This window comes from Parapedobacter flavus (assembly GCF_035818675.1).
GTDB lineage: Bacteria > Bacteroidota > Bacteroidia > Sphingobacteriales > Sphingobacteriaceae > Parapedobacter > Parapedobacter flavus.
This window is the reverse complement of record NZ_JAYKZZ010000007.1, coordinates 92,522-111,001: the sequence shown is the minus strand read 5'-3', so window position 1 is coordinate 111,001 and position 18,480 is coordinate 92,522. Positions and strand designations below refer to the sequence as shown.

Here is an 18,480-nt window from a genome sequence, read left to right as displayed (position 1 = left end):
GTTATTATTTTCCTACTTTTCCTTCTTTCTTGCGTTCTTGTAGGTATTCGATCAGATAGGCGGGCCGATCCGTCTGGATAATCCGCGCGCGCAGCGTATCAATCAAATAGCCGTATGCTTTGTCGGGGTCTTCGAGTGCAAAATCGTCGTCATGGCCGCCGGACAGGGAGGGCCATAACGTATTGTACCAAATCAAGCTCTTGCCATCCAGGTCGCGCGCCAGGGTATGCGTCAACTGGTTGGTGTCTGACTTATAGACCAGTTCGAAGGCCACCGGTTGGAGCTGCGTCACGTAATCCGATACTATCTCTGCGGCATTATCACGATCGAGATTAACAACTGGCATGTATAGGATTTCCTCCAGATAGTGGCCAAACTGCGATTTCAGCTGCTGCACGGGTTGGCTGCCTTTCATGATGATATGGTCTGCCGTACCCGTCTTGGCGAGCACGCCATACACCTCATCAAACACGCCGTAGGCTTTATCGAGGTTGAGCATGGCTTTTCCTTTCGCCAGCACGAGCGCCTCTTCGAGGGTGGGAACGCGGTGCTTGGTCTTAACGGCCGCGCCATTTCTCAGCCACAGTGTTTTGATGGAGTCGAGCGTCCAGTCGCTGACGTTCCCTTTCCCTGTAGTGGTTCTATCTAAGGTCTTGTCGTGCATCAGGACCAGTTGCCCATCTTTCGTTTTCCGCACGTCAATTTCCACTACATCTACCCCCATTTCGATGGCGTTTGATATGGCTGCCAGCGAATTTTCCGGTGCATAACGCCAATCGCCCCGATGGGCGACCACCAGCACTTCGTCGAGTTCGGGGTTAAGTAGTGACTGCCGTATTTCATCTACACGCGACTGCGCAACACCGTTAAACGCAGTGATGAGTAAAAGAAAGAGCGCAAGACTGTACGATACTGTGAAACGTTTCATATTCGATTAGTAACTAAAATGCAGCTGTTATTGGTGTAGATAATTGTACCACACCCTTTCAGACAGGCGAAAATAAGAAAAAAATGCACAACCCCCGCGCCCGCATCAGGAATTACTCCGCCGTTTATGAAAGGTTCAAGGTAATCTCCATCATCACACCGGGATACTCCAAAAAAGCATTTAAGCTCATATTTCATACCTTTGTTTTGTATGAAATCTTTTTTCGACGAGCTATTTGGATATAACCAGCATTGCAACCAGCAACTAGCCCATATTTTTGAACACGAATCCGCACGCGTTGATCCCAAATCTATTGCGTTATTCAGCCACATTCTGAACGCACATCATATTTGGAACCATCGGATGCTGGGAAAAAAAACAGAATACGGTGTATGGGATGATCATGGCATTGATACATTTGCTACGGTAGATCGGCTCAACCACGAAGAGACCCAGCACATCCTCCAGGCATGCGATCTTATGAGCGAAATCGCTTACCGGACCACCGCAGGCAAACCATTCGTCAACACGGTAAAGGATACGTTATTCCACGTCATCAACCATTCCACCTACCATCGCGGGCAAATCGCATCGCTATTCAGGCAGCATGGCATTGAACCGCTGGTTACCGATTATATCCGTTATAAACATTCATGTTGCCCATCTTTTTAGATCTGGTGACCCAAGCCAACCTTTCACGGCCATGCAACACATCCATCAAGTCCAGCGAGTCGCCTATCCCATCCAGATACCGCAGCGGGCCGGGGTCGAGATCCGGACCGCAGAAGCTAATCATGCCATTACTTTCGTACATGGGTAATCCGGCCTTCCGGATGTAGCCATAGATTTTATCTACCGGATCCTTGAAATGTATCGAAGCCGTAATGGTTTTTGTTTCGGGAATGCAGCTTACGCTCGTTACCCCCAGGTTATACGTCCGGTTCATCTCCAAAACGAAGGCTCGAAGCGGGACATTCCGGTAATTCCGCTCTTTTGTGGTCCATGCCACCTCCTGCCACGGGTCCACCCGAGTAACACCGGAGAGCGTCATGTTAATGTTCCCTTCGGCATCTGTGCAGCAGCGGTCGTAAGTAACTTGATCGCCCGCATTGGTGAGCACCCGGTACCCGTCATCGATCGGGAATTGGGCTTCCACCCTTCCCTCCAGCAGCGTCACCCGCGTGTCCGTTCGGTTGGCCAGCACGGCAAATTCCCCCTTCTGTGTAGTCATTGATCCATTGGCTGTACGGAGCACGACGGTCCGCGGATGTCGATCTGTATGTTCGCGTACCCGGATTAACGCCCGGCCCGCCAAGCTGATTTCGGTATTCGGAGCGCCCCGCTTCTCCGTCGGATAAGAAAAGCTAGATCCAGCATCCAACCGTATCAAACTCCCATCCGGAAGCCGCACCGCACATTGCTGCTGGGCACCGGTGACCACCCGAATAGCTGGCTGTTGACCTGCCGAAAAGGCGAACTGCGATGGCAACCGAACCAATTCGAGTTCGCCATTGTCGCTGCGGCGCAACTCTTTGTCTCCAAAACGGCCCAGCCGCCCCCGGCTCTCCTTGCCCACTACCGTAACGGAATTGCCCCAGTAAACCGTACAGGCAAATTCGGATGGGGGAATCCGGTAGCCGGCCATGACCAATTTTTCGTAGGCCGACGGCAACGTCCGCTCGCTCCACCACTGGTTGAGGGCCAATACACCCGCCCCGATCAACCACAGCACCGCAATACCGGCACACACCCGCATACCTCCGGTGAGCAACTGACGGATATATTGTTTCCGCTCTGCGCGGATGATCGCTCCTGCATCGACGTTTCGTTGCCGGAATACACCCCTCGGGCATTCCGCCGCCATTTCCTCCAGCACATCCATCTCCAACTCCAGCAGTTCATTTTCTTCGTAGATCAGCCGGGCCGATTTGAGTACCGCAGCCTCCTGTCCAGTCAATTTGCCTTCCAGCCCACGCCGGATGATCCGTTTGATATTTATCGGCTTGTACATTACTTCCAACCCTCCTTCCTGCTTTTTTCAAGCATTTTCCGCAATTTTAGCCTAGCCAAGTGCACATTGTTTTTAATGGTCTGTTCGTTCCGCTTCAGTAGCCGTGCTGCTTTACGGTAGGCTGTTTCGCACCGCTAAGCCAATCGCTAATCCGCGGATATTTTTCGGCGAAGTCGGGCAATTCATAACCGGCACGGGCAATGGCCCATGTAAGGATATCGTTATTTACGGAAATAGTTACAGCCATCATACAAAAATAGCTAATTACTTGCTAAAGCGTGAGTTTTGTTGAATCATTGGTAAAACGCCCCTCATAAACAAACGTCTCGTTTCGTCTAAGGGAATCTTCCACCAATTGATCGAAGGTATCCGAAACATATTCGTATGCCAACTTCCGGGCTTCTTTGGGAGAGGCGACTTGAGCTGGAAATAATTCACGTCGCTTTCGGACAAATAACAAATCTCCATCGAAAACCGGATATTGTTTCCGAATGTATAGTGGCAGATACACCAGTGTAGACACCACAATGAACATTTTAGACACACTGGATTCGAGCTTTTAACAATTACCGTATGAGGATCGGAGCTATTTTCAGGTCATTTTGAGAATCCATCCCAATTTTCTGAATGACAACTTTGAGGGTGCAAATGAGGGTGCAATTGAGGGTCCAAGAAAAATTGACCGTTGTGCTATCAGCTGTCGCTGCGAATGAAGGAAAACAGACACCGATTATTCAAAACTGGCATAAACCGAAGAGCCTAGAACGCTATACAGCTACTTTAAGGGACGCAGGATTTGATTTCGTTTCAGTAAGGAGGCCACACAAATAGGCGTGGGCAATACGATAACCGCATAATCAGCCGGATGTTTGTCGAGCTTAGATTCCCTACGCAGTGCGTAGCGAATTCGTTAAAGTCCGGATAAGGTTGGTAAAACTCTCTCATATTCCACAAATTGGCCGCTGGAAACCCTTACCAAAGGTTGCTGACAAATGACGGTGTAATCTATCCTGAAATTAGCTACAAATATTAATAAAAACTATTAACCTAATGTGTAATAGGTGCCTTTACCTGTGCCATGCTTAGCCAAGTGACGGGCCTGCACTAGATTTTCCAAATGTTTCTTTACCGTATTACGGTTAGCCTGGGTAAAGACGACCAGCTCGCTGATAGTCGCCTGTCCACGTGATTTCACAGATTCCAGAATTTGAAGGGATAGCGCAGGTAATTGCCCAAGCAATAATTGCTCGCGGGCTACCTTGGCTGCCAGCCGGTGCTTCTGCTGATGCAACGCTTTAAGGAAGAACAGTACCCAAGGTTGCCAATCGGGTGTGTCTTCATGCAATGTGCCTTGGGTTTGCCGCAACGCAAGGTAATAAGCCTCTTTGCTGTGTTCAATGACGGCTTCAAGCGAACTGTAGGGTACATACAAATATCCGGCTTGTAGCAAAAGGTAGGTTGTCAAAACACGTGAAAGACGGCCATTGCCATCCTGAAACGGGTGGATGGCCAAAAACTCAACGACAAATATTGCACATACCAAAAGGGGGTGAAGCGACTTTGTGTCTAATGTGGCACGTGTCCATTTCACCAAATTCTGCATGCGCAACGGTGTATCAAAAGGACTGGCCGTAACGAAAACAACACCTACACTTTTGCCGGTTGAATCGAAAGCTTCTACTTGATTGCTGTGTTTTTTGTATTCACCACGATGGCGTGAGTCTTTATCACTGAATTTCAGCAAATCGCGATGAAGCTGACGGATGTAATTTTCGTTAAGCGGAATCTCTTGGTAGTGTTCGAAAATAGTATTCATCACCTCGGCATATCCAGCGACCTCCTGCTCATCCCGATGTTCGAATTGATGGATGTGGAGATTGGACAATAACGCCTCCACTTCACGGTCGGAGAGTCTACTGCCTTCGATACGGGTAGACGATCCAATACTTTCGATGGTAGCAACCCGCCTCAACGATGTGAGCTGCTCCGGCGCCAGCTGCCCGAGCGCTTTCCATGCGCCTTTAAACTCATCTATCTCAGCAATTAAGCCCAGTATCTCTGGTGTAATTTTTAACGAAGCGACATTCATAGTCATAAAATTACCCAAATATACCCACAAATACTGACTTACCCAAAAACACATCCATAAATACCCGTAAATAAATAACTCTTTTAGGTTTCTGTTAGTTACGGCTTAAACGTCCTTTAACCATCTTTGATAGTCTTCCTTCAGGGTTATTTGACGGAGTTACCGAATTCTTTTCTCAAGAAGAAAATACTAATTATTGAAATCAATATCGCTCCAGCAGTTATTGAGATGAAGTTTATTAAACCGCCATATAATTCTAGTTGCGATTTATTCATCATCGTTTCCGCATCCATAGAATACGTCCCTATAAAAGCAAAAAGATTGTTTGCCAAATGAATCAAGATTGATAGTGATAGTTTTCTTGTTCGGTAATATACCCAACCTGAAAACAACCCAATTACCAAAGCACTAACAAACTGCCACGGGTTTAAATGAACGATGCCAAATAGAATACTGGATAGAATAATTGACTTAACTGGAGAATATCGTTGTAAAAGTCCCTCTAAAATAATCCCTCTGAAAATCAATTCTTCTATTATAGGTGCGGCAATGACTATGGCCAAGAAAGCATAGATACCCTTTTGATCTGCAAATTCAAGAAATATCTTTTGCACAAACTCAGGCATCGGTATTAAATTAACGATCGGCGAGGTTATGCCGGTCTGAAGCCCAACCGTAGCGAGCAAAACTAATCCCATTACTTTTATTGAACTTAGACTGAAATTGTAATTATTTACTCCTGTCCGTTTATTTCTGATGAAGTGAACGATAGCGAATGGAACCCCCATTGCTAATAAATAATAAACTAAAAAAGTAATCTCCTTTCCGACCGCTTTATTGAGCATAAGATTGACGGGACTAAATACCAGCGTTGATAGTATGGTTATTCCGGCGATTCCCCAACTTTGTCTAATACTAGGGTAATAAATGCGTTGGTCTTCAATCATGTAGTTTCATTTTAGCTTCATTAGAGGTATTATACAATCAGCCCATAGCGGTAGAGAGCTTTCACACTACATCCGGAACGATAAAAGGCGACCGGTATTCGCGGGTGAGCATCGCATCGGCTTCCGGATCGTTGATGAATTTCATGGCTACTGGATCGAAATCCAGTGTTCGCCCCAAGCGATACGCAATATTGCCAAGATGGATGAGCGCACAGGAATAAAACCCTTCCCTAATGTCTCCTTTTGCCAATTTTTGGTCGTTATACCGGATCGCATCGATAAAATTTGCATAGTGGTTACCGAAACCTTTTCCGCTTTCCCCCGGTTCCTTCTTATCGCCCATAAATGTTTGCCATTGATTGAGGTTTTTAGTCATGTAGCCTTTTGATCCGAAAAACAAATTACCTACCTCATTATCCGAACTTACCATATACGTGTTGTCATTCGGGTTTTCCCCGTCGATTCCTTCAGAATTTGAAAGCCAATGGCGCACTTCAAATTGCAGGAGCTTTTTCGCGTCGCCGCCACCTTGGGCGTTTGGGAATTCAAAGACAGTGAGTTGCGTATTGGGTGTTTGCTGGTCATCGTCAAACATGAAATGGCCGCCAATTGAGGTGATCCGGGTAGGCAAGGTAACATTAAGCCCCCACCTGGCGATATCCATCTCATGAACCCCCTGGTTGCCGATATCGCCATTTCCATAATCCCAATTCCAATGCCAGTTATAATGGAAGCGGTTTTGCGAAAACGGGCGTTCGGGCGCCGGGCCCAACCACAGGTCATAATTTACACCTGGCGGAATCGGTTCGTCTGGCGTGCGCCCGATGGTATTGCGCCGTTTATAGCAAATGCCTTTGGCCATATACACTTCACCCAGTTTCCCGGCATGCAAAAAATCAGCCATGCTTTCCGCACAGGGGTTGCTCCTTTGCTCGGCCCCATCCTGCACAATGACCGAGTACTTTTCTGCGGCTTCCACTAACTTACGGCCTTCGTAAATATTATGGCAACACGGTTTTTCGACAGAAACATGTTTGCCTGCTTGTATCGCCCATATCGCGGCCAACGCATGCCAATGGTTCGGCGTCACAATGGAAACGGCATCGACCTCCTTATTTTCATACAAGACACGCAAATCGGTATATGTCTTTGGCTTTTCCAGCCCCTTGTCCACAAAGTGTTTTTTGATTCGGGGTTCAAAAAAATTCCGATCGATGTCGCATAGCGCGGTCACCCGCGCGTTTTTAAGCTTTGAGTAACCCTCGATGTGGTTTTGGCCCATTCCGCGTATGCCGATGACCGCCACATTAACCCGTTCGTTGGACCCAAGAATTGAGGCGTAGGATTTTGCACTCATGCCGGTCGTTGTCAATGCCGCACCGGTGGCGCCAATCATACCTTTACGGATAAATTCCCTTCTTTCCATAAATTTAATCAGGTTTAATGAAATGAGCTAGTTACTTGTTGCTTTAACCGTAAAGATACACCTTTGATCAAACTTTTATGTTAAACGCGTTGATTTTTTCTCTGATCTATCGGCTTAAAAGTGCATTACGGAAACAGTAAGGGTACAAAATATTACGTGGCGTCAGCCGATAAATTCGAAAAAAAGTGTAATATGCATTGATTTTTTCCGCATGATTATGATGACGAATATGAAAACTTTAAACACCGGGTTGGTAACCCTCGCGTGGCTATCCTTGGCGATGTGTATACCATGTATGCGTGTACTGGCTCAAGAGACCATCGTTACCTACGTAAAGGAAAACGGTGGCCACACCGCGCATAAAGATTCCGCAGCGTATACGAATATCATACAAATTACTCCCAATGACGAAGGGGTGCATGAACTGAACGACTATTACCCCGATGGAAACCTGAAGCGCCACGGGTTTGTCAAAACGGCGGACCCGCGGCGTATCAACTTTGTGGGGCTGGTTGAATCCTACTTTGACAACGGCGCGTTGGCATCGGCGGTCCGTTATGTCGAAAACCGGCCTGCCGACACGGCGTTATACTACTATCGGAACGGTGTGTTAAAGGAACGCACGACTTACCTCCCGATGGACGAAGGAAGCGAGGAAGACCATGAGGTACGGACCCGAATGCTGTACTATGCCGATTCGTTGGGAAACACGTATGTGGAGGATGGAAATGGTGACGCGGAAATCACGATCGGCGATTCCGATGTCGAGCGTGGCCGGTATACAGACGGCCTTCGCGAAGGGCGCTGGGAAGGTACATTCCGGGAAGGGAGGTACCGATTTGAAGAATGGTATACCCGTGGGGTGGTTACAAAGGGCATGACGACCGACAGCCTCGGCCAACAGTTCCCTTACGACAATCAGGAAGTTTCGCCCGAATATCCCGGCGGGATACAAAACCTGATGCAATTTATCGGAAAAAGGTACCGATACCCGAAGGAGGCAATCCGCGCACGCGTAAACGGGCAGGTGCTGATTAGCTTCGTAGTGGATACCGCTGGTGCACCCGTCGAAATCGAGATCGTGAACGATCTGGGATATGGTACCGGTACGGCTGGGGTGGAAGTCTTGAAGAAATCGCCGCACTGGACACCGGGTTACCAGCGGGGTGTGCCGGTCCGGGTCAAATATAACATCCCCATCCGGCTTAACCTATCCCCGCCGCCCCCCGAAAAGCGCGAACAATCATAATGTCCGTGCCTGCAATTGCGCGAGGATATCGTGCATATATTGGTGGCGGATCGGATCTTTCTCCAGGTAAGTCATGGCGAGCTTCTGCTCAGCTTCTGCCTGGGCGTAGAAGCCTACCTGATAGAGCAGCATGGCTAACGTATGGCGATACCAGGGGTTATCGGGCCGGAGGGTTACTGCTTTCTGCTGCCACCGGATGGCGTCGAATAGGGCGCTCAGGTTGCCTATACCAAAAAACAGGAATTGGCGCCCTGCAACGTTCAGGCCACGCGCCTGCTCGCTTTCGTACCGCTTACGTCGTTTCGGCAGCCACTTCAGAAAAGCAATCGTCCCCGCGCTGTCCAATACGTTTCCCCGATCGGGTATGTCATCCCCTTGTTGATAGGCAAAGTCCAGTTTAGCCAACGAATCCGGGCTAACACGGTAGTAAAACGCATTGTAGTAATTCCGTGCGGCATTGATGTAAGCAGTCGTGTCTTTTAAGAGCCGTTTGTATTCCATCGAATAATACGACTGTCCCATCCCCACACGTAAGTAGTGGGGGCGCCAAGTGCCGGCAGCAAACCGGCCAACACCATGGTTGTAAACGCGTTTATCCAATGATTCGCGGAACGTCTGTTCGATGATCCGCCCGTTGATTCTTTTCCGCTCCGGTAGCGGCAGTGCGGCATACAGGCTGTCGACCATCTTGTCGTTGGTGCGGGCCAAACGATACGCATTACTGTTGTAAGACGGTCCGCAACCCAGCAGGAATACGACCGTTTCGAAATTGTTCAGTTCCTGCACGGTCAACATGGAGAGGTAATCGTTCAGCACCTGCTGATCGGTATATAAGTCTAATGCTTGGTATTGCTTGAGTAAAGCCGTCAGCAAGGTTCGGTTCCGCACGCCTTTATGGTACTGGTGCAACAGCTTACCCATCGTTTCGCCTTCGGCGATAACGCGCACCGAATCGATTAGCTTCATCAGGGTATCTTCATTATCGATCGGCCGGTTGTAACGCAGTAACGGCACACCATCCGGATCGGTGAATAAGTATATGGAGCCTCGCAAGTGGAGCATCTGGTGGAGCGGATGGTATATGCTATCCGGTGCCAACGGTATCACGCCCGACACAAACCGGTCCGCCAGGGATTGGCGTACGTTGGTGGAAAAAGACGTAGGAAACCGCGACAATAGGCTGTCTCCCTGATGGACGACCAGAAACAGCAACTTATCCTCGAGCTGCGCACGTTGGAGCGCATTTTCATAAGAAATCGTCGCGGGGAATGATTGTTGAGCGGTGGACGTGTTGGCGCCAATATAAACGATCAGAAAAAATACGACTACGGTAGTATGGAAAGGGAATTTCATCATTATTTCTTCAACCGCTCTTTGAATACTTTTTTAAACTTCTCCAACTTGGGCACGATGACGTACTGGCAATATGCCTGCTGTGGATTAAGATTATAGTAATTCTGGTGGTAATCTTCGGCGATATAGAAATCGGTATAAGGTTCCAGTTTAGTTACAAGAGGTTGATCATAGACCTTTTCCTCCGTCAACCGGCGGATGTAATACTCGGCCTTTTCTTTCTCGGCTTCGTCGTGGTAAAAGATAGCCGATCGGTATTGAGTGCCGATATCATTGCCCTGCCGGTTGAGCTGGGTGGGGTCATGGGCGGTAAAAAATGCCTCAAGCAGTTCGTCGTAGGAAATCTCACCAGGCCGATACACCACGTTGATGGCCTCGGCATGGCCCGTACGTCCGGTGGTTACCTGTTTGTACGTGGGGTTGGCAACTTTTCCGCCTGTATAGCCGGAGATCACGGTATCCACACCGGCCAACTGCTTGAATTGGGCTTCGGTGCACCAAAAACATCCACCCGCAAACGTGGCGGTATCTATCCCGGGTAGTGAATCGTTACTAGCCGTGAACAGCTGCGTTTGGCTAGCCTTCGAGTCGGTGGCTTGCGAGCACGCTGCTTGTAGCATCATCCCGCCCATTAACATAAATAATAACCTCATTATTTCGGTTCCTTTCTATAAACAAAGATACGAATGCTTAGGCGGCTTTGCGAGGGAAACACGTAAAATACACCATTTTAGGTAGCGGTTACCGTTAATACGATTTTACCGAACTGGGTCGATTGATCCATTTGGCGCAGGGCAACCTCTGCTTCTTCCAAGGGGTATGTTGCATGTACCACGGGTACGGCACCATGGTGGTTTACGAACGCTAACATGTCGGCAAAGTCGCCCGGCGAACCCATCGTGGTGCCCAATAGCGACAGTTGTTTCCAAAATAGCTTGCGCGCGTTCAACGCGGGTATATTCCCGGCCGTACCACCAAAAAACACAATCCTACCACCGGGATTAGCCAAGTCGGGGTAATGAACCGCACCCTCGCCCAGGGCACTGTCTACAATGATATCGAAGCCGCCGGCCTGTTCCTGGAGTTGCTGAGGCCAGCTGTCATCGGTATACAAAACACCACCCGCAGCACCCAGGGCCATGGCCCGCTCAATCTTGGCCGGTGCACTAGACGTAACAAATACCGTGGCGCCCGCATGCAGCGCCCACTGCAACGCAAAGGTGGCTACGCCACCGCCAGCCCCTACTACCAACACCTTCTCGCCGCTTTTTAGGGCAGCCCGGCTGAAGAGTGCACGGTAGGCTGTTAATCCACCGAGCGGCAATGCAGCTGCCTCTTCAAAAGAGAGGTGCGCGGGCTTTTCGTGCAAATTGACCACGGGCACACGTACAAATGCTGCAAAGGTGCCATCTTGGGGCAGTCCGAGGATGTGGAACGATCTCCCTTGATGGGCCTCCTTATCGCCCCATGCAAAAGATGGATTGATCACAACATCGCGGCCTATCCAATGGTTTTGGTCTTCACCTCCCACCTGCTCCACAACACCTGCACCGTCCGAGCCCAGGACAATTGGAAATTGAAGGCCGGCATACTGCCCTTGCTGTATCCACCAATCCCGTCGGTTCAAGGCGGCAGCTTTGATGCGTACCAGGGCCTCGCCCGGGCCGACCGTTGGAACCGGTACTTCTGTTAACACCAACGGCGCTTTGACGCCGTTAAGGACAATTGCTTTTTGGTGAGCCATAAAATAATAGACATTAGACAACAGACACTAGACAATAGACGACAGACAAAAAAAGCGGCGCATATACCGGATATGGCCGCTCTTGTTTTATGCTGTTACGTCTTATTTCGCATCGGCATAGCGCTTGGCTACGGCATCCCAATCGATTACATTGAAGATAGCCTCCAGGTATCCCGGGCGTTTATTTTGGTATTGCAGGTAGTAAGCATGCTCCCACACGTCGATACCCAAGATCGGTGTACCTTTCACCTCGGCAATATCAAACAGGGGGTTATCCTGATTGGGGGTTGAGGTTACCTGCAATTTGCCCGAACCATCCACCACAAGCCATGCCCATCCCGAACCGAACCGGGTAGCACCGGCTTCCTGTAACTTCTTCTTCAACTCATCAAATGAACCGAAGGCTTCGTCTACAGCAGCACCCAGGTCACCAGAAGGAGTACCACCGCCATTTGGCGACAGGATGGTCCAAAACAAGGAATGGTTGTAATGACCACCACCGTTGTTGCGTACGGCACCGCTATATTTCGAGATGTTTTTGCAGATGTCCTCTAGTGATAGGTTTTCGGCATCGGTTCCCGCAATCGCCTTATTGAGGTTATCTACATAGCCCTTATGGTGGCGGCCATGGTGGATTTCCATCGTTTCTTTATCGATATGGGGTTCCAGTGCATCTGTGGCGTAGGGTAACGCCGGTAATTCAAAAGCCATAGTATATGTTCCTTTAAGTTAAAAATTAATAATTTCGTGTTGGACAAACTTAGTCAAAGTTGCAGATAATTGCAACCACCCTGCCGCCTTACCCTCACTCATTGTGGCGAGAACGGCGTAATATCAACATTTGTTGGGCCGTTTTGTTTGCAGCCACGGTTTCAAATTACCGACGGGTCCGTTTATTACGGAAAAATGACGTAACTAGGTCGGCGCATTCCGCTTCCAACACACCATGGGACAGGGTTGTTTTGGGATGCAATACTTGGCTGCCGAATTTCGAGAAGCCACGTTTTTCATCGCGTGCACCGAAGACAATTCGACCGACCTGCGTCCAGTAAGCGGCACCGGCACACATCACACAGGGTTCTATGGTAACATACAAGGTGCTATCGCGTAGATATTTGCCGCCGAGGTAACTAGCAGCCGCGGTAAATGCTTGCATTTCGGCATGGGCGGTCACATCGTTCAGCCGCTCGGTGAGGTTATGGCCACGCCCAATAATCCGCCCACCGGCAACCACTACCGCGCCAATAGGCACCTCATCCTGCTCAAGCGCCTTCTGCGCTTCACGGAGTGCCTCTCGCATATACACCTCATCGGGGATAGCGTCTCCAGAATCTTCAAAGTTGACGTATTTCATATTAATCTGGCCCCATTTGGCACCGGTCGCTCCACCGTACTCAGCACGATATCCCCATTTTCGTCGGCAAAACCGGTCACCAAGCATTCGGACATGAAATTGGCTATCTGCTTCTTTGGGAAATTGACCACAGCAATAATCTGCTTTCCGACCAATTCTTCTTTACCGTAATGTTTGGTAATTTGGGCGCTGCTCTGGCGTATCCCGATTGCTGTTCCAAAATCGATGGTCAGCTTATAGGCTGGCTTACGCGCCTTTGGAAATTCATCGACGGCGATGACCGTGCCGACGCGCAGTTCAACCTTCTCAAAATCATGCCATGAAATCTCGTCCTTCACGTGCGCCAAAGATTTCGTTATAACCGGTTACTTTCTAAATCGGCGATCCCCTTTTTCAAGGTAAAGAGGATGTAATCGGGGCTCCGCCGCACGCGCTTTGCCAACCGGCCGATCAACTCGTCTTCTTTCCCCGGTTCGAAAGCGAGGTCTTCATCCGAAAGATGATTATATTTGCGTTGGAACTTTGCCTTCGCTATTTCCCATTCCTCTGGGGTGATTTTGATAGCCGCCATATACGATTGATTTGCCACAAATTTAGCGAATGTTGCTTTGATGTGCAAATGGCCACTGTTTTTACGCGTAACCTTACCAGTTCCTTACCTTTTCCTTACCACTCACTTAGTACTGCCTTACTTCTCCCTTACCTTTTCCTTACCAGTTCCTTACCTTTTCCTTACCAGTTCTTTACCTATTCTTTACCTTTTCCTTACCTATTCCTTACCAAAGCTTTACCTACGTGGTAAATAACAGGTAAAGAATAAGTAAACCTGGGGTAAGGGAAGCCTAAATCAGTCCCGACGATACCCTAAACCACCGGTATTGCAACAATTTTCGGCTTGAATTTTGCTAAGGTTGCACAACAGTACACGAATAAACATTTAAAAATGATTATGCTATGAAAAAGTACCTTATTATTGCATTTCTCGTAACCGCTACGATTTTCGGCGCCAACGCTCAATTGCTGCCAAGCCTTCAGTTTGGGGTGAAAGCGGGCCTTAACTTTTCCAGCTTGAAATCTGACGAAGGCAATTGGCTGGATGCAAGTACCCGTACGGGATACCAAGCGGGTGTTTGGGCACGTATTGGCGGAGCAGGGATACACTTTCAGCCTGAGTTATATTTAACCGGCAAAAGCTCGGAAGCCAAACTAGTCGAAGAAAACGAAGAAGGTAAAGTGAGCTTTACATCGCTAGACCTGCCTTTGCTGCTGGGAACGCGTATCGGCTTCGGACCTGCCGGATTGCGTATCGTTGCCGGTCCTGTAGTGTCATTCGTTGTCGACAAAAATATTGGTGACGCGCTGGCACAAGTTCCTGAGTTCAGCGAATACAAAAACCAAGCGTGGGCAGTAACCGGCGGACTTGGGCTCGATATCAGCAATTTCCGCATTGATGCTCGTTACGAACACGGACTGAGCGAATTGAGCAAGAATGACAGTGCTCCGCAAAAGGTTAACCTCTGGACCGTAGGTGTCGGCTACCGGTTGTTTTAACCACTGCTGTTAGCAAAAATACACTTGGCGCCACGCGATTACCCGCGTGGCGCTTTTGCTTTATCTTCCTTAAAAACATTAGAACAGTTCTAAATTAAGGATTTTGCTTGTTTGTTTTCCCACGTATTGAATCAATTGGTAGATTTGCTTACCAAAATTAAATACTCAGAGGAGAATGAATAAGTCCAAACCACTGCTTTCCTCATCGCTTGGGAAGAAGCTTGTTATGAGCTTAACCGGTCTGTTTTTGTGCACATTTCTGATTGTCCACCTCATCGGTAACCTTCAGCTATTTTATAACGACCAAGGGAAAGCGTTTAACGACTATGCGCATTTTATGACGCATTTCACGCCGATTAAAATCGTTTCGTATTTGCTTTATGCGTCTATCGTTATACACGCCATTTATGCACTGATCGTAACCATACAAAACAAACGGGCAAGGCCGGTAGGCTATGCGGTCTATAACGGGTCTGCAAATAGCGCCTGGAGCTCCCGGAACATGGGAATACTGGGAACCATTTTATTGGTCTTCATTGTCACCCACATGAGTAATTTTTGGTGGAAGTACCACAACGATGGAGTGCCTTACGTGGAATACCGAACCGATCTAGCCACCCAAGAAACCAAAGTAACGGAGTTGATTGGCGAAGAATACACCGACTATGTGAAGTATGTTGACAACGATATTGAAGTGTTAAAGACCAAAGACCTGTATAAGCAGGTCCAATTCGCGTTTAGCAACTGGATCCTCGTGGCATTTTACGTCATCGCCATGGGAGCACTCTCGTTCCACCTCATTCACGGATTCAAGAGTGCATTTCAAACGTTGGGTTGGGACCATAAAAAGTATGCACCTCTTATCCGGTTCATTGGCGTTTGGTTGTTCGGCGTAGTTATTCCCATTGGGTTTGCGGCCATGCCGTTATATTTCTTTTTTGCAAACTAGCTATTTTGTGATGTTAGATTCGAAAGTACCAGCAGGGCCATTGGCCGAAAAATGGTCGAAACATAAGTTTAACCTGAAGTTGGTCAATCCGGCCAATAAGCGGAAATACACTATCATTGTGGTTGGTACCGGTTTGGCCGGCTCGTCTGCTGCGGCGTCTCTCGCCGAGCTTGGCTACAATGTAAAGACATTTTGCTACCAGGACAGCCCGCGCCGGGCACACTCCATCGCTGCCCAGGGCGGTATTAATGCTGCTAAGAATTACCAAAATGATGGCGACAGCGTTTACCGGTTGTTTTATGACACGGTAAAAGGCGGCGACTACCGTTCGCGCGAGGCCAATGTACACCGCTTGGCCGAAGTATCGGTAAATATTATCGACCAATGTGTGGCGCAAGGCGTGCCCTTTGCCCGTGAATATGGCGGGTTGCTCGACAACCGTTCGTTTGGAGGTGCCCAGGTTTCGCGTACATTCTATGCGCGTGGCCAAACGGGGCAGCAGCTATTGCTCGGTGCTTACTCGGCGCTGAACCGCCAAATCCACAAAGGCACAGTGAAAACGTATAACCGGCATGAAATGCTGGATTTGGTCACCATCGATGGCCACGCCCGCGGCATCATTACACGCGATATGGTCACCGGGGCGATCGAGTCGCACGAAGGCCATGCGGTACTGTTATGTACCGGCGGCTACGGCAATGTGTTTTACCTCTCTACCAACGCCATGGGCTGTAATGTCACCGCGGCATGGCGGGCCCACAAACGGGGTGCATTTTTTGCCAACCCGTGTTATACGCAAATACACCCCACCTGTATTCCGGTAACGGGCGATCACCAATCTAAGTTGACGCTGATGTCTGAATCGTTGCGCAACGACGGTCGCGTGTGGGTGCCGAAAACAATCGAACTCTCGCAGAAGCTACGCAAAGGCGAAATTAAAATCGCGGATATCAAAGAAGAAGACCGCGATTATTACCTGGAACGTAAATATCCTTCTTTCGGTAACCTCGTGCCGCGCGATGTGGCATCGCGCAATGCGAAAGAGGTGGTAGACGAAGGCCGGGGTGTCGGGGCATCGGGTGTAGCGGTATTCCTTGATTTTAAAGACGCCATCGCGCGACTGGGGGAAGATGCGGTACGTGCCAAATATGGCAATCTGTTTGATATGTACTACCAGATTACCGATGAAAATCCGTACAAGCAACCCATGCGCATCTATCCGGCCGTACATTATACCATGGGCGGTGTGTGGGTAGACTATAACCTGATGACGACCGTTCCGGGGCTGTATGCACTGGGCGAGTGTAATTTTTCTGACCATGGCGCTAACCGGCTGGGGGCGTCGGCACTGATGCAGGGCTTGGCCGATGGTTATTTCGTTATCCCTTACACCGTGGGCAATTATCTCGCGGGATTGGGTTTCGCCCCCGTTGATAAAAATCATCCGAATTTCGAAAAAACCCGAAAAGAGGTAGAAGAACACGTAAACCGGCTGCTTTCGCTGAAAGGAAATAAAACGGTGGATGACATCCACAAAAAGCTCGGTCACATCATGTGGGAATACTGCGGCATGGCACGTAATGAGGCGGGCCTTATCAAAGCCAAAGGGCTCATCAGAGAACTACGGCGAGAGTTTTGGGACGATGTAACCGTACTGGGTGAAAATGAGGAAATGAACCAGTCGCTCGAAAAAGCCGGCCGCGTAGCGGATTTCCTCGAGCTGGGTGAGCTGATGGTAGACGATGCCCTCAACCGCCGCGAATCGTGCGGGGGCCACTTCCGCGATGAAAGCCAAACCGAAGAAGGCGAAGCGAAACGCGACGATGAAAACTTCAGCTACGTAGCGGCATGGGAATATAAAGGGGCCGACCAAGCGGAAACGCTACACAAAGAACCGCTCGAGTTTGAATACGTTAAATTGACACAACGAAGTTACAAGTAATTAAGTCGTAGGTCGCTAGTCATCAGTTGCTGGCCGTAGCACATAGCGCGAAACGAAGTATAGCATAAAGCAAAAAATCATGAGTGGAAACATGAACCTGACGCTCAAAGTATGGCGTCAAAAGAATAACGATACCCGGGGCAAGTTTGTAACGTACCCAGCGAATGGCATATCGCCAGACATGTCTTTCCTGGAAATGCTAGACGTGGTGAACGAAGAGCTGGTACGGAAAGGCGAAGACCCTATCCACTTTGACCACGATTGCCGCGAAGGCATATGCGGCATGTGCTCACTTTATATCAATGGCCGACCGCACGGTCCAAAACAATTGACCACTACCTGCCAGCTCCATATGCGGAGCTTTCATGACGGGCAAACCGTTGTCATCGAACCGTGGCGCGCTTCAGCATTTCCGGTTATCAAGGATTTGGCAGTAGACCGCACCGCATTCGATCGTATACAACAAGCCGGCGGGTATGTCAATGTAAACACGGGCGGTGTACCCGATGCAAATGGCATTCCCATTCCAAAAGTGATAGCCGACGAAGCGTTCGAATCGGCCACATGTATTGGGTGCGGGGCCTGTGTCGCTGCTTGTAAAAATTCCTCAGCCATGCTGTTTGTATCGGCCAAGATATCGCAATACGCGTTGTTACCCCAAGGTCAGACCGAACGGTACAGTCGCGCCCAGGCCATGGTTGAACAAATGGATGCGGAAGGTTTTGGCAGTTGTACCAATACGGGGGCCTGCGAGGCCGAGTGCCCGGTAGGTATCAAACTGACCAATATTGCGCGGATGAACCGCGAATACCTCACCGCCAAAATATTCAAGGATGTAGAAGTGCACTAAGCCAATCGCTTATTTCTTCTCCGGGACCCCCACAATTGCGTAATATTGTGGGGGTTTCTATTTTTATGTAAATTAGCAGCTATAAAC

19 protein-coding genes are annotated in these 18,480 nt (G+C 49.1%); 6 read left to right on the top strand and 13 right to left on the bottom strand.

Features of this window, described 5'->3' with window-relative positions; genetic code table 11:
* Positions 1–4: 4 nt before the first annotated feature.
* Positions 5–928: a glycerophosphodiester phosphodiesterase family protein gene (locus U9S71_RS07350; RefSeq protein WP_326326387.1), complete on the bottom strand. Its 924-nt coding sequence runs from the start codon at positions 926–928 to the stop codon at positions 5–7.
* A gap of 210 nt (positions 929–1,138) precedes the next feature.
* On the opposite strand from U9S71_RS07350, the gene U9S71_RS07345 reads away from it, so the two are divergent.
* Positions 1,139–1,600 (top strand): DinB family protein, encoded by a 462-nt coding sequence (locus U9S71_RS07345; protein ID WP_326326385.1) that lies wholly within the window; start codon positions 1,139–1,141, stop codon positions 1,598–1,600.
* Here the strand turns inward: U9S71_RS07345 and U9S71_RS07340 are convergent.
* The 5 genes from U9S71_RS07340 to U9S71_RS07320 form a co-directional block, all read right to left on the bottom strand.
* Positions 1,554–2,939 carry a FecR family protein gene (locus U9S71_RS07340; protein WP_326326610.1) on the bottom strand — a complete coding sequence of 462 codons (1,386 nt, stop codon included), beginning with the start codon at positions 2,937–2,939 and terminating at the stop codon, positions 1,554–1,556. The two genes, U9S71_RS07345 and U9S71_RS07340, sit on opposite strands and share 47 nt — an antisense overlap.
* A 94-nt stretch (positions 2,940–3,033) precedes the next feature.
* The gene (locus tag U9S71_RS07335) at positions 3,034–3,189 is read right to left on the bottom strand and encodes a hypothetical protein (RefSeq protein WP_326326383.1); all 156 of its coding nucleotides are present in this window, start codon (positions 3,187–3,189) and stop codon (positions 3,034–3,036) included.
* Positions 3,190–3,981: 792 nt separating this feature from the next.
* The gene (locus tag U9S71_RS07330) at positions 3,982–5,028 is read right to left on the bottom strand and encodes a Fic family protein (protein ID WP_326326382.1); all 1,047 of its coding nucleotides are present in this window, start codon (positions 5,026–5,028) and stop codon (positions 3,982–3,984) included.
* Between the two features lie 146 nt (positions 5,029–5,174).
* The gene (locus U9S71_RS07325) at positions 5,175–5,975 is read right to left on the bottom strand and encodes a CPBP family intramembrane glutamic endopeptidase (RefSeq protein ID WP_326326380.1); all 801 of its coding nucleotides are present in this window, start codon (positions 5,973–5,975) and stop codon (positions 5,175–5,177) included.
* A gap of 61 nt (positions 5,976–6,036) precedes the next feature.
* Complete coding sequence (locus tag U9S71_RS07320; RefSeq protein WP_326326379.1) at positions 6,037–7,401, bottom strand: Gfo/Idh/MocA family protein; 1,365 nt, start codon at positions 7,399–7,401, stop codon at positions 6,037–6,039.
* A 229-nt stretch (positions 7,402–7,630) separates the two neighbouring features.
* Here U9S71_RS07320 and U9S71_RS07315 point away from each other — a divergent pair, with 229 nt between their 5' ends.
* Positions 7,631–8,650, top strand: a complete 1,020-nt coding sequence (locus U9S71_RS07315; RefSeq protein ID WP_326326377.1) for an energy transducer TonB — start codon at positions 7,631–7,633, stop codon at positions 8,648–8,650.
* On the opposite strand, the gene U9S71_RS07310 is transcribed toward U9S71_RS07315, so the two are convergent.
* From U9S71_RS07310 to U9S71_RS07280, 7 genes are all read right to left on the bottom strand, one after another.
* Positions 8,645–10,006, bottom strand: a complete 1,362-nt coding sequence (locus U9S71_RS07310) for a hypothetical protein (RefSeq protein ID WP_326326376.1) — start codon at positions 10,004–10,006, stop codon at positions 8,645–8,647. The genes U9S71_RS07315 and U9S71_RS07310 overlap by 6 nt on opposite strands.
* Positions 10,006–10,656 carry a peptide-methionine (S)-S-oxide reductase MsrA gene (gene msrA, locus U9S71_RS07305; protein ID WP_326326374.1) on the bottom strand — a complete coding sequence of 217 codons (651 nt, stop codon included), beginning with the start codon at positions 10,654–10,656 and terminating at the stop codon, positions 10,006–10,008. Before msrA ends, U9S71_RS07310 begins: the two co-directional genes overlap by 1 nt.
* Positions 10,657–10,733: 77 nt before the next feature.
* The gene (locus U9S71_RS07300; RefSeq protein WP_326326373.1) at positions 10,734–11,747 is read right to left on the bottom strand and encodes a zinc-binding dehydrogenase; all 1,014 of its coding nucleotides are present in this window, start codon (positions 11,745–11,747) and stop codon (positions 10,734–10,736) included.
* A 102-nt stretch (positions 11,748–11,849) separates the two neighbouring features.
* Positions 11,850–12,458, bottom strand: coding sequence for a superoxide dismutase (locus U9S71_RS07295; protein WP_326326372.1), 609 nt, complete (start codon positions 12,456–12,458; stop codon positions 11,850–11,852).
* A gap of 166 nt (positions 12,459–12,624) precedes the next feature.
* Entirely contained in the window at positions 12,625–13,101 is a 477-nt protein-coding gene (locus tag U9S71_RS07290) for a nucleoside deaminase (protein ID WP_326326371.1), read from the bottom strand.
* The gene (locus U9S71_RS07285; protein WP_326326370.1) at positions 13,098–13,448 is read right to left on the bottom strand and encodes a tRNA-binding protein; all 351 of its coding nucleotides are present in this window, start codon (positions 13,446–13,448) and stop codon (positions 13,098–13,100) included. Before U9S71_RS07285 ends, U9S71_RS07290 begins: the two co-directional genes overlap by 4 nt.
* 8 nt (positions 13,449–13,456) lie before the next feature.
* A complete protein-coding gene (locus U9S71_RS07280; protein ID WP_326326368.1) occupies positions 13,457–13,672 on the bottom strand; it encodes a CsbD family protein in 216 nt (71 codons plus the stop codon).
* 383 nt (positions 13,673–14,055) lie between these two features.
* On the opposite strand from U9S71_RS07280, the gene U9S71_RS07275 reads away from it, so the two are divergent.
* The 4 genes from U9S71_RS07275 (at position 14,056) to U9S71_RS07260 (ending at position 18,393) form a co-directional block, all read left to right on the top strand.
* On the top strand, positions 14,056–14,652 hold the full coding sequence (locus U9S71_RS07275; RefSeq protein WP_326326367.1) for a porin family protein: 597 nt from the start codon (positions 14,056–14,058) through the stop codon (positions 14,650–14,652).
* 175 nt (positions 14,653–14,827) lie between these two features.
* Positions 14,828–15,601: a succinate dehydrogenase cytochrome b subunit gene (locus U9S71_RS07270; RefSeq protein WP_326326365.1), complete on the top strand. Its 774-nt coding sequence runs from the start codon at positions 14,828–14,830 to the stop codon at positions 15,599–15,601.
* A 10-nt stretch (positions 15,602–15,611) separates the two neighbouring features.
* Entirely contained in the window at positions 15,612–17,543 is a 1,932-nt protein-coding gene (locus U9S71_RS07265) for a fumarate reductase/succinate dehydrogenase flavoprotein subunit (RefSeq protein ID WP_326326363.1), read from the top strand.
* 79 nt (positions 17,544–17,622) lie between these two features.
* Entirely contained in the window at positions 17,623–18,393 is a 771-nt protein-coding gene (locus U9S71_RS07260) for a succinate dehydrogenase/fumarate reductase iron-sulfur subunit (protein ID WP_326326361.1), read from the top strand.
* The last annotated feature ends 87 nt before the right edge of the window (positions 18,394–18,480 follow it).

Excerpts from the sequence above, each read along its gene's own strand:
- U9S71_RS07275 (WP_326326367.1), top strand. The coding sequence starts at position 14,056 with ATGAAAAAGTACCTTATTATTGCATTTCTCGTAACCGCTACGATTTTC.
- U9S71_RS07350 (WP_326326387.1), bottom strand. The coding sequence starts at position 928 with ATGAAACGTTTCACAGTATCGTACAGTCTTGCGCTCTTTCTTTTACTC.
- U9S71_RS07290 (WP_326326371.1), bottom strand. The coding sequence starts at position 13,101 with ATGAAATACGTCAACTTTGAAGATTCTGGAGACGCTATCCCCGATGAG.
- msrA (WP_326326374.1), bottom strand. The coding sequence starts at position 10,656 with ATGAGGTTATTATTTATGTTAATGGGCGGGATGATGCTACAAGCAGCG.
- U9S71_RS07325 (WP_326326380.1), bottom strand. The coding sequence starts at position 5,975 with ATGATTGAAGACCAACGCATTTATTACCCTAGTATTAGACAAAGTTGG.
- U9S71_RS07335 (WP_326326383.1), bottom strand. The coding sequence starts at position 3,189 with ATGATGGCTGTAACTATTTCCGTAAATAACGATATCCTTACATGGGCC.
- U9S71_RS07270 (WP_326326365.1), top strand. The coding sequence starts at position 14,828 with ATGAATAAGTCCAAACCACTGCTTTCCTCATCGCTTGGGAAGAAGCTT.
- U9S71_RS07320 (WP_326326379.1), bottom strand. The coding sequence starts at position 7,401 with ATGGAAAGAAGGGAATTTATCCGTAAAGGTATGATTGGCGCCACCGGT.
- U9S71_RS07330 (WP_326326382.1), bottom strand. The coding sequence starts at position 5,028 with ATGAATGTCGCTTCGTTAAAAATTACACCAGAGATACTGGGCTTAATT.
- U9S71_RS07300 (WP_326326373.1), bottom strand. The coding sequence starts at position 11,747 with ATGGCTCACCAAAAAGCAATTGTCCTTAACGGCGTCAAAGCGCCGTTG.
- U9S71_RS07260 (WP_326326361.1), top strand. The coding sequence starts at position 17,623 with ATGAGTGGAAACATGAACCTGACGCTCAAAGTATGGCGTCAAAAGAAT.
- U9S71_RS07265 (WP_326326363.1), top strand. The coding sequence starts at position 15,612 with ATGTTAGATTCGAAAGTACCAGCAGGGCCATTGGCCGAAAAATGGTCG.
- U9S71_RS07345 (WP_326326385.1), top strand. The coding sequence starts at position 1,139 with ATGAAATCTTTTTTCGACGAGCTATTTGGATATAACCAGCATTGCAAC.
- U9S71_RS07315 (WP_326326377.1), top strand. The coding sequence starts at position 7,631 with ATGAAAACTTTAAACACCGGGTTGGTAACCCTCGCGTGGCTATCCTTG.
- U9S71_RS07340 (WP_326326610.1), bottom strand. The coding sequence starts at position 2,939 with ATGTACAAGCCGATAAATATCAAACGGATCATCCGGCGTGGGCTGGAA.
- U9S71_RS07310 (WP_326326376.1), bottom strand. The coding sequence starts at position 10,006 with ATGATGAAATTCCCTTTCCATACTACCGTAGTCGTATTTTTTCTGATC.
- U9S71_RS07295 (WP_326326372.1), bottom strand. The coding sequence starts at position 12,458 with ATGGCTTTTGAATTACCGGCGTTACCCTACGCCACAGATGCACTGGAA.
- U9S71_RS07280 (WP_326326368.1), bottom strand. The coding sequence starts at position 13,672 with ATGGCGGCTATCAAAATCACCCCAGAGGAATGGGAAATAGCGAAGGCA.